The sequence below is a fragment of the Nocardia sp. NPDC055050 genome (genome assembly GCF_053608345.1).
The window spans coordinates 1-9,527 of the sequence record NZ_JBSGVG010000080.1; the positions used below are offsets into that span (position 1 = coordinate 1).

The following is a 9,527-nucleotide window of genomic DNA, read 5'->3' on the forward strand; positions in this document are numbered from 1 at the left end:
GGGTCCAGGTCAGACCTGGACCCGGGGAGGCTTTTTTGTGCGACCAGGGGTACTGGAGTTGTCCATGTTGTCGCGAGATCTGGTGTTGCGGGCGTGTTATTGAAAACGAGGTCCTTTAAGCTCTGGTCGTGAGCGAGCATCATCACCATCACGACCATTCCGGGCCCATCGCCATCAGTGACACCGCGGCGAAGGTTGTCGTCGGGTTGTTGGCGATCATCGGGGCGGTGGTGTTGGTCGCGACGGTGATTCTGTGGCCGAGCGCGCAGCACGTCGAGATTCCGCTGCCGATGCAGACCATGTCCGGTGGGGCCGTGGAGACCGAGGCCGGAACCGTTGTCATGCAGGACATCGGTCCCTGCGGGAGTCCATCGAACGGCAAGGTGTTCGCCGACAAGCCGGAACCGCCGCGGACCTCCTCCTACACCTGTCAGCGCAGCATCATCGATATCAGGTCGGGACCCGACGAGGGCAAGAAGACGCTGTTCGAGATCGCGCCGGGGCCGGGGCAGCCCGATCTACGGACAGGTGACGACATCCGGGTGGTCCGTGCCGCGGATCCGTCCGGGGTCACCATGTACGCGTTCGAGGACTACTCGCGCGGGCTGCCGCTGACCTTGATCGTGCTCGCCTTCGTCGTGGTGATCTGTGTGGTCGCGCGGTGGCGGGGATTCCGGGCGCTGGTCGGGTTGTGTTTCGCGTTCGGCGTGGTGGTGATGTTCCTGTTGCCCGCGTTGCTCGACGGGAAGTCGGCGATCCCGGTCGCGCTGGTGTCGGGGGCGCTGATTCTGTACGTGGTGCTCTACCTCGCCCACGGGGTGAATCTGCGGACAAGTTCGGCCTTGCTCGGCACGCTCGCGTCGATGGTGGTGGCGGCCGTGCTGTCCTGGCTGGCGATCGAGGTCACCCATCTCACGGGGCTGTCCGAGGAACAGAACACCAACGTGGCGACCTACATTCAGCACGTGAGCATCACCGGGTTGCTGCTGGCGGGATTCATCATCGGCTCGCTCGGTGTGCTCAACGACGTGACCATCACGCAGGCCTCGGCGGCCTTCGAACTCGCCGCGCTCGATGAAGGAGCGTCGCGGCGCGAGATCTTCACCGCGGCCATGCGAGTCGGGCGCGACCACATCGCCAGTACGGTCTACACGCTCGTGCTCGCCTACGCCGGTGGGGCGCTGCCGTTGCTGCTGTTGTTCAGCATCGCGGGGCGATCGATCACCGATGTGCTGACCGGCGACGCGGTGGCCATCGAGATCACGCGATCGGCGGTGGGCGGTATCGCGTTGGCGTTGTCGGTGCCGTTGACGACCGCGATCGCGGTGATGCTGGCCCGGCCGTTCGGTGCGAAGCAGGCCGCTGTGGCGCCCGCGCGGGCCCGGCACGCGCGGAACTGAGACTGTTCGGCGCCGGACCGGCTCACGGAGCTCGGTTCGGCGAACCGGGAAGCAGGAACGGTTACTGACCGGCAGGCGGGAAGCCGGGCAGGACCACCGGGGGCAGGGTGGGCAGCACCACCGGGGGCAGCCCGGGGACGACGGTGAAGGTGTTGGGACCCTGCGACGGCGGCGCGGCGGTGGTTTCCTCGGCTTGGCGCGGGTTGACCGGTGGCGCGGCAACGGTTTCGTGCTGGGCCTCGGTCGTCGCGACCGAGGCCGTCGTCGGGCCGACGGCGGTGGGGCGCGGCGCGGTGGTGGCGGGGACGGCTTGCGAACCGTCGCTCGACGAACCGCGCTCGAGTACTTCGGGGCCGTAACCGAGGCCGAGGCCGATCGCCGCGACCACCACCAGCGAACTCACCGTGAGCACCGCCACGTTCAGTTCCCGGCGCGAATGCGCGCGGCTGGTGAGTGCGCTGAGCGGGCGACGACCACGGGTCGGCGCGGTGAGCCAGGCGGGGGTGGAGTCGTCGTGGTCGCCCATCGGGATCGGCGCCGGGGCGACGGGGGCCTGCTGGACCTGGGCGGGGCGGGCCAGCAGCGCGGCACCGCGGGCCAGCGCCGTCTCCGGCTCGGCGGGCACGATCACGGGCACGCCGATCGTGCGCTCGAGCACGCGCGCGATCAACGGAATCCGGGCGCCACCACCGAGCACCAGCACCGCCTGCACCGGATGCTGCGCGCGGATGATGACATCGCGGGTCATCCGGGCCGACGACTCGATCGCCAGCATCATCAGCGCTTCGAAATTCTCCTGCGTGAGCAGCACCAGGCCCTGCTCGCTGGGGAGGGCCACCGCGTTGCTGTTGGACAGCTGCTCCTTGGCGGCCCGGCACAGACCGTCGAGGGCGGCCAGACCCGCCGGGTCGGCCGGATGCGCGATCCGGCCCGAGGCGATCTGCTGCTCCCTGATCAGCGAATCCAGGTAGTCGCCGCTGATATCGCTGATCCGCTCGCACTGGTACACATCGCTGGTGCGGGCGTTGATCACGCTCACCGTGAGACCCGAACTGCCCAGGTCGTAGACGGCCAGGGTGGACACTTCCCGCATATCGCTAGTGGCATGGGCGAAGTGCACGGCGGCAACGGCTTCGGGAACGAGCTGGTAGTTCGTGAGCTGGCGTCGCGCCATCGCCGCGCGGACCGCCCTGGCCTGCGGTTCGCTGCGGAAGGTGATGGTGGTGGCGGCGATCTCCGGCGACGCGGCCAGCGTGGCGGCGATCGCGTCGGCGGCGGACTCCTCGGCCTGCTGTTCGGGCATCGAGATCGATTGCACCTCGAACGAAGACGGCGGAACGGAATCGTGCGGGCCACCGTGCTGCGGACGAGCGAGGCGCACCGTCCCGGCCCCCACCGATATTCCCAGAACCGAACTCATCCGCTGCCCATCTCGTCCGTGCTGCACGACATGCGAGGGACTGCGATAACGCGGACCGAAATCCGCCCAGCCCCCGCTTGGCTCGTTACTCTACGGGGTGCCGAGTCCGGCGTATACCCACCCGGCCGCACGCCAGGTTGTGCTGTCCAAGCAGTTGCGACCGTCGATGATCGAACGGGACCGTACCACCGGGTCGAGGTCGGCCGGCGTCAAAGCGGTGAATTCGTTCCACTCGGTAAGGACCAGCACCACATCGGCGCGATCGCAGGCCTCCGAGACCGAAGTGGCGTAGTTCAACGTGGGGAACACCCGGCGCGAATTCTCCACTGCCTTGGGGTCGTACACGGTGACGACGGCGCCGTGCAGCTGGATCATCCCGGCCACGTTCAAGGCGGGCGAATCGCGCACATCATCGGATTCCGGCTTGAAGGCCGCGCCGAGGACCGCCACATTCGCGCCGAGCAGGGAACCCCCACAGGCGCGGGCGGCCATGTCGACGACCTTCGTCCGGCGGCGCATGTTGATGTTGTCGACCTCGCGCAGGAACGCCACGGCGTGATCGGCGCCGAGCTCACCCGAGCGCGCCATGAAGGCGCGGATGTCCTTGGGTAAGCAGCCGCCACCGAAACCGAGTCCGGCATTGAGGAACCGGCGGCCGATGCGGGCGTCGTACCCGAGCGCGTCGGCCAGCATGGTCACGTCGGCGCCGGTGGCCTCACACACCTCCGAGACGGCGTTGATGAACGAGATCTTCGTCGCCAGAAAGGCGTTCGCCGAGACCTTCACCAATTCGGCGGTGGCCAGATCGGTGAGCAGGAAGGGGATCTCGGCGGCGATGAGGTCGGCGTAGATCTCGCGGATGTGCTCCTCCACCCACGCCGAGCGTTCGCGGCCGTGATCCAGTCCGAGGACCAGGCGGTCGGGGCGCAGGGTGTCCTGCACCGCGAAACCCTCGCGCAGGAACTCGGGGTTCCAGGCGACCTCGACGTCGACCTTCGCCTGCTCGCGAGCCCGAATGCCGAGGGCCGCGGCGGTTCCCACCGGAACGGTGGACTTGCCGACGATCATCGCCGGGCGTTCCAGCATCGGGGCGAGCGTATCCACCACCGCGTGCACGTATTTCAGATCGGCGCCGTACTCGCCCTTCTTCTGCGGTGTCCCCACCCCGAGGAAGTGGACGTCGGCATGGGCCGCGGCATCGGAATAATCCGTGGTGAACCGCAAACGACCGGCGGCGAGGTTGCGTTGCAGCACTTCCTCGAGTCCGGGCTCGTAGAACGGCACCACACCATCGGCCAACTTGGCCACCTTGCCGGGATCGATGTCCACCCCGACCACGTCGTGTCCCAACTCGGCCATACACGCTGCATGCGTGGCTCCGAGGTACCCCGTTCCGAAGACTGTGCATCGCATAGTTCTGTTGGTAAGCGGTGCGCGTGGCTACGCCGCGTCAGCGAGGCAAGAGGGGGCGCAACATCTGGTGTACAGGGGGAAACGCGAGCGGAGGTGATCGGCGTGCGGGGCTCTCACCTGCGAAAACGCGATAGCGGCCGGGTGCACGGTTCGAATCGTGGGCCTGCACTCGTGGCGTGCCGCTCGGGTTCGCGGGGATTGGCATAATCGTGCGGGATCGCCTGAATACGCCATCGCGGATGGAGCATTGACTGTGCGTCGGGTCCTGTTCGCCACGGCTGGATCGCTGGTGGTGGTGCTGATCGCGGTGGTCGCGTTGTGGCCGGTGTACGTGCGCCCGCGCACGGACGACCCGCAGATCGCCGACGCAATTCTCGTTCTCGGTGGGGCGCACGACGGGCGCGAACAACTCGGGCTGCGGTTGGCCGCGCAGGGGTACGCGCCTCGGGTGCTGGTCTCCAACCCCTACGAACGCAGCCCGATGGTGAATCGAATCTGCCACGGGGGCTACAGCTTCGAGGTGATCTGCTTCGATCCGAGTCCGCGCACGACCCTCGGCGAAGGTCGAGAACTGGCGCGCCTGGGGGCCGGCTGGAACCGCGTCATCGTGGTCACCTTCACCCCGCACATCTCCCGGGCCCGGTACATCCTCGGTGAATGCTGGGATGGCGAGTTGCTGTTCGTCGACCCGGAACCGCGGCTCTCGCCCGCTCGCTGGGCTTGGGACTACGCGTATCAGTCGGCGGGATTCGTGAAGGCTTGGTTCGCCGACTGCTGAACGCGTAAGGCCCCGCTCCGAAGCGGAGCGGGGCCTTACGTGGAAAAACCTGTGGGGGTAAGCCCTATCAGTTGGCCGGAGCGAGCTCGGGAGCCGGAGCCGCGACTGCCTTCGGCTTGTCGGCCCACACGGTGGTGCCGTCCGGAGCCTGCAGCACCTGCAGCAGCTCCCAGCCGGTGACGGCCATGGTCGGACCGCCGATGGCGATCATGCCCACGATTCCGCCGACAGCGGCACCGACGGTCAGACCGGGGATGCAACCGACGGGGATGGTGACGACGCAACCGATCAGCGCGCCGACAGCGGTGCCGACGAACGTGCCGATCGCGGTGCCGATGCTGAACTTGCTGGAGAAGTCGTTGATCGCCTTCTGGTTCTCCTGCGCCGACGCGATGTCCTTGAGGACCGGCTTCGGGCTGACCACCTGCTGGCCGATGGCCACGCCGGCGGGCTTTTCCGGAGTGAGCTCCAGAACAGTGGAGTCCTTGACGACCTCGGTCTTGGTCGGGATCTCCGCGCCACCGATCGAGAAGGCGATCGGCAGGGCGATCACGACCGCACCGCTGGTGTCCTTGATCTCGGCGACCTTGGTCTTGGGTGCTTCGGGGGTCTCGCCGTCCTGCTCGACGATCGAGAAGGTGCCGTTCTTCACGGTGGCGACAACGGTCTTGTCGACCAGCTTGACCGAGTACTTGATGTCCTGCGGCGCCTCTTCGGCATGAGCGGTGCCCATGGCCACGGTCATCGCCCCGATAACCAGTGCGGCAGCCGCAGTGGTCCTACGGAAGTTCATTCAGGTTCCAATCCATCAGGTGTGGTGCGGAGTGCGATCCAGCGACACGCGAGACTCGTCAAGCGAGGCATCTCTATGAGATGTCCCCTACTTCTCCCCGAGCAGTGTGAAGACCGGCACAGCATGCAGAACAGCTGGAGCTTAATGGACCGAATCCCCTGAGGCCAGAACGAATTTCGATGGACTTAGTAAGCCTGACCTTAGCTTCGCCGCAGTTCACGGACGGTTTACGGTGTTCAACAGTCGCTACGGGAACCCCGTAGCAAACATTTTTGTGATATTGCTCACAGGCAAACCACAGGTCAAGTCCCAGTAAACAAGGTCAGACGGCAAATGCCGATCCTACGGTGGACAGCGGTAGTTACTGGCCGGTAACTTAGTGGCGGTTACGATACGAGCAACCGGGTGAGGTCTCCTCGCTCAGACCCTCGTGTTGCCTCGAAAGAAAGGTCGCGACATGAATGCCCTGACTATCACGTTGGGCACGATTGGAGCTGTGCTCAGCCTGTTCTGTTGGGCGTCGTTTATCGGCGGCGCATGGAACATCGGCAAGGCCATCACCATCGGCCAGACGGCCCCCGATCGTTGGCGACCGTTCTTCCCACGGTTCAAGAACATGTTCGTCGAGGTCGCGGCCCACACGCGGATGAACAAGTTCCGCACGGTCGGCTGGGCGCACTGGCTGGTGATGACCGGCTTCATCCTCGGCGCGATCCTGTGGTTCGAAGCCTACGGCCAGACCTTCGACGGCTCGTTCCACTGGCCGATCATCGGCAACTGGGCGATCTACCACCTGGTCGACGAGATCCTCGGCATCGGCACCGTGGTCGGCATCGGCGCGCTGATCATCATCCGTCAGCTGAACCACCCGCGGATTCCCGCGCGCCTGTCGCGGTTCAGCGGCTCCAAGATGGCGCCCGCCTATGTCATCGAGACGATCGTCTTGATGGAGGGCCTCGGCATGATCTTCGTCAAGGCCGGCAAGATCGCCACCTACGGCCACGGCCACGCCTCGACCGACTTCTTCACCATGCAGATCGCCAAGCTGCTGCCCGCGAGCCCGACCATGGTGTCGATCTTCGCGTTCATCAAGCTGATGTCGGGCATGGCCTTCCTGTACCTGGTCGGCCGCAACATCACCTGGGGCGTCGCCTGGCACCGCTTCTCGGCCTTCTTCAACATCTACTTCAAGCGCGAGGCCGACGGCAGCGTCGCCCTCGGCGCGGCCGCGCCGATGATCTCCAACGGCAAGGTTCTCGACATGGAGAACGTCGACCCCGAGGTCGACACCCTGGGTGCGGGCCGCATGGAGGACTTCTCCTGGAAGGGCTGGCTCGACTTCACCACCTGCACCGAGTGCGGTCGCTGCCAGTCGCAGTGCCCCGCCTGGAACACCGGTAAGCCGCTGTCGCCGAAGCTGCTGATCATGTCGCTGCGCGACCACGGTTACGCCGCCGCCCCGTACCTGCTGGCCGGTGGCCGCAAGGACGCCGGTGGCGACGAGGTCGGTCTGGTCGACGCCGACGGCAAGCCCGACGAGGCCGCGCTGGCCAAGATCCCCGAGGCCGCGCGTCTCGAGGCCGATCGTCCGCTGGTCGGTGGCGAGGATGTCCACGGCATCATCGATCCCGAGGTGTTGTGGTCGTGCACGACCTGTGGTGCGTGTGTCGAGCAGTGCCCGGTCGATATCGAGCACGTCGATCACATCATCGATATGCGCCGCTACCAGGTGTTGATCGAGTCGGAGTTCCCCTCCGAGCTCGCGGGTTTGTTCAAGAACCTCGAGAACAAGGGCAACCCGTGGGGGCAGAACTCCAAGGACCGCCTCAACTGGATCAAGGAAGTCGATTTCGACATCCCGGTCTTCGGTAAGGACGCCGACAGCTTCGACGGCTACGAGTACCTGTTCTGGGTCGGGTGTGCCGGTGCCTACGAGGACCGGGCCAAGAAGACCACCAAGGCCGTGGCCGAGCTGCTGGCGACCGCGGGCACGAAGTTCATGGTGCTGGGCGCGGAGGAAACCTGCACCGGTGACTCGGCGCGTCGTGCGGGTAACGAGTTCTTGTTCCAGCAGCTGGCGTTGCAGAACATCGAGGTCATCAACTCGGTGTTCGAGGGTGTCGAGCAGTCCAAGAAGAAGATCGTTGTCACGTGCGCGCATTGCTTCAACACGCTCAACAACGAGTACCCGCAGGTCGGTGGGACTTACGAGGTTGTGCACCATACCCAGTTGCTGAACCGGTTGGTGCGTCAGAAGCAGCTGGTGCCGGTCGCGACGGTTTCGCAGAACATCACCTATCACGATCCGTGCTATCTGGGTCGGCACAACAAGGTCTACGACGCGCCGCGTGAGTTGATGGAGGCCTCGGGGTCGAATCTGATCGAGATGCCGCGCCATGGCGAGCGGTCGATGTGCTGTGGTGCCGGTGGTGCCCGGATGTGGATGGAAGAGCAGCTCGGTAAGCGGATCAATGTCGATCGGGTCGATGAGGCGTTGTCGACGAATCCGACGAAGATCGCGACGGGTTGCCCGTTCTGTCGGGTGATGCTCAACGATGGGGTGACCGCGCGGCAGGAGCAGGGTCAGGGCGAGGGTGTCGAGGTTGTCGATGTCTCGCAGTTGATGCTGGACTCGATCACCCGTATCGATTCCGTGGCACTGTCGGCGAACCTGGTCGTCGTCCAGGAGCCCAAGGCCGAACCGGAACCCGAGGTGGAACCGGAGCCGGTGGCCGAGGTCGCGACCGCGACCACCGCCGCGCCGAAGGCCGCTCCCGCCGGTGGCGGCCTGGGTATGAAGGGTGCTGCCAAGGCTCCCGGTGGTGGACTCGGGATGAAGGGCGCTGCCAAGGCGCCGGGTGCGAAGGCATCCGCTGAAGCGCCTGCTGCTCCGGCCGCAGCTGCTCCGGCCAAGGGTCTGGGTATGAAGGGTGGAGCGAAGGCTCCCGGTGGCGGGCTCGGTATGAAGGGTGGCGCCAAGGCCCCTGGTGCCAAGGCTCCTGCGGCTGACGCAGCTCCGGCAGACGCGGCTGCGGCCGCTGAGACCGCGGCACCTGCGGCTCCGGTCAAGGGGCTGGGGATGAAGGGTGCTGCCAAGGCTCCTGGCGGGCTCGGGATGAAGGGTGGGGTGAAGGCTCCGGGGGCGAAGGCTGCGGCTGCTCCTGCCGCGGAGGCTTCTGCCGCCGAGGCCGCTCCCGCCGAAGCCGCTCCCGCTGCGGCGCCCGCCGCGCCGGTCAAGGGGCTTGGCATGAAGGGCAAGGCTAAGGCGCCTGGTGCCAAGGCGGCAGCTCCCGCTGCTCCGGCAGCCCCGGCCGCTCCGGCAGCCTCGGCAGCTGAAGCGTCGGCAGCGGAGGCGGCTCCCGCTGAAGCTCCTGCCGCCCCTGCGGTTTCGGCTCCTGCCGAATCGAAGCCGTCGGTTCCCGCCAAGGGGCTGGCTATGAAGTCCGGGTTGAAGCGTCCAGGGCCGAAGGCGCCCGGTGCTGCGGCTCCGGCTGTGGCTCCGGTTGAGGCGGCTCCGGTTGAGGAGCCGGCTGCGGCCGAAACCGAAACTGCTGCGGCGGAACCGGCTACTCAGGCCGAGCCTGCCAATGGCAACGGCAACGGCACCTCGGTGGCGCCGCCGACTGCCAAGCCGGGCGGTCTCGGGTTCAAGTCCGGTGCGAAGTCGCCGGGGCGTAAGAACTGACAGCTGAAGACGAACTACCAGTGAGGCGCGGATTGTTC

6 protein-coding genes are annotated in these 9,527 nt (G+C 66.3%); 3 read left to right on the forward strand and 3 right to left on the reverse strand.

What is annotated here, in order from left to right; translation table 11 throughout:
- The first annotated feature begins 128 nt into the window (after nucleotides 1–128).
- Nucleotides 129–1,400, forward strand: a complete 1,272-nt coding sequence (locus ACWGCN_RS35465) for a YibE/F family protein (protein WP_449966284.1) — start codon at nucleotides 129–131, stop codon at nucleotides 1,398–1,400.
- 61 nt (nucleotides 1,401–1,461) lie between these two features.
- Here ACWGCN_RS35465 and ACWGCN_RS35470 read toward each other — a convergent pair whose 3' ends face one another.
- Both ACWGCN_RS35470 and ACWGCN_RS35475 read right to left on the reverse strand, forming a co-directional pair.
- The gene (locus ACWGCN_RS35470; protein ID WP_452460322.1) at nucleotides 1,462–2,820 is read right to left on the reverse strand and encodes an Hsp70 family protein; all 1,359 of its coding nucleotides are present in this window, start codon (nucleotides 2,818–2,820) and stop codon (nucleotides 1,462–1,464) included.
- A gap of 90 nt (nucleotides 2,821–2,910) precedes the next feature.
- Nucleotides 2,911–4,233 (reverse strand): UDP-glucose dehydrogenase family protein, encoded by a 1,323-nt coding sequence (locus ACWGCN_RS35475; protein WP_378996920.1) that lies wholly within the window; start codon nucleotides 4,231–4,233, stop codon nucleotides 2,911–2,913.
- Between the two features lie 247 nt (nucleotides 4,234–4,480).
- Here ACWGCN_RS35475 and ACWGCN_RS35480 point away from each other — a divergent pair, with 247 nt between their 5' ends.
- On the forward strand, nucleotides 4,481–5,011 hold the full coding sequence (locus ACWGCN_RS35480) for a YdcF family protein (RefSeq protein WP_452460323.1): 531 nt from the start codon (nucleotides 4,481–4,483) through the stop codon (nucleotides 5,009–5,011).
- A gap of 67 nt (nucleotides 5,012–5,078) precedes the next feature.
- Here the strand turns inward: ACWGCN_RS35480 and ACWGCN_RS35485 are convergent, their stop codons facing one another.
- Nucleotides 5,079–5,804, reverse strand: a complete 726-nt coding sequence (locus ACWGCN_RS35485; protein ID WP_378996925.1) for a hypothetical protein — start codon at nucleotides 5,802–5,804, stop codon at nucleotides 5,079–5,081.
- A gap of 457 nt (nucleotides 5,805–6,261) precedes the next feature.
- Between ACWGCN_RS35485 and ACWGCN_RS35490 the strand changes: the two genes are divergently transcribed.
- Nucleotides 6,262–9,489: a (Fe-S)-binding protein gene (locus ACWGCN_RS35490; protein WP_452529187.1), complete on the forward strand. Its 3,228-nt coding sequence runs from the start codon at nucleotides 6,262–6,264 to the stop codon at nucleotides 9,487–9,489.
- The last annotated feature ends 38 nt before the right edge of the window (nucleotides 9,490–9,527 follow it).

What these genes read in the sequence shown, in the direction of transcription:
- ACWGCN_RS35475 (WP_378996920.1), bottom strand. Translation starts at nt 4,233, where the DNA reads ATGCGATGCACAGTCTTCGGAACGGGGTACCTCGGAGCCACGCATGCA.
- ACWGCN_RS35490 (WP_452529187.1), top strand. Translation starts at nt 6,262, where the DNA reads ATGAATGCCCTGACTATCACGTTGGGCACGATTGGAGCTGTGCTCAGC.
- ACWGCN_RS35485 (WP_378996925.1), bottom strand. Translation starts at nt 5,804, where the DNA reads ATGAACTTCCGTAGGACCACTGCGGCTGCCGCACTGGTTATCGGGGCG.
- ACWGCN_RS35470 (WP_452460322.1), bottom strand. Translation starts at nt 2,820, where the DNA reads ATGAGTTCGGTTCTGGGAATATCGGTGGGGGCCGGGACGGTGCGCCTC.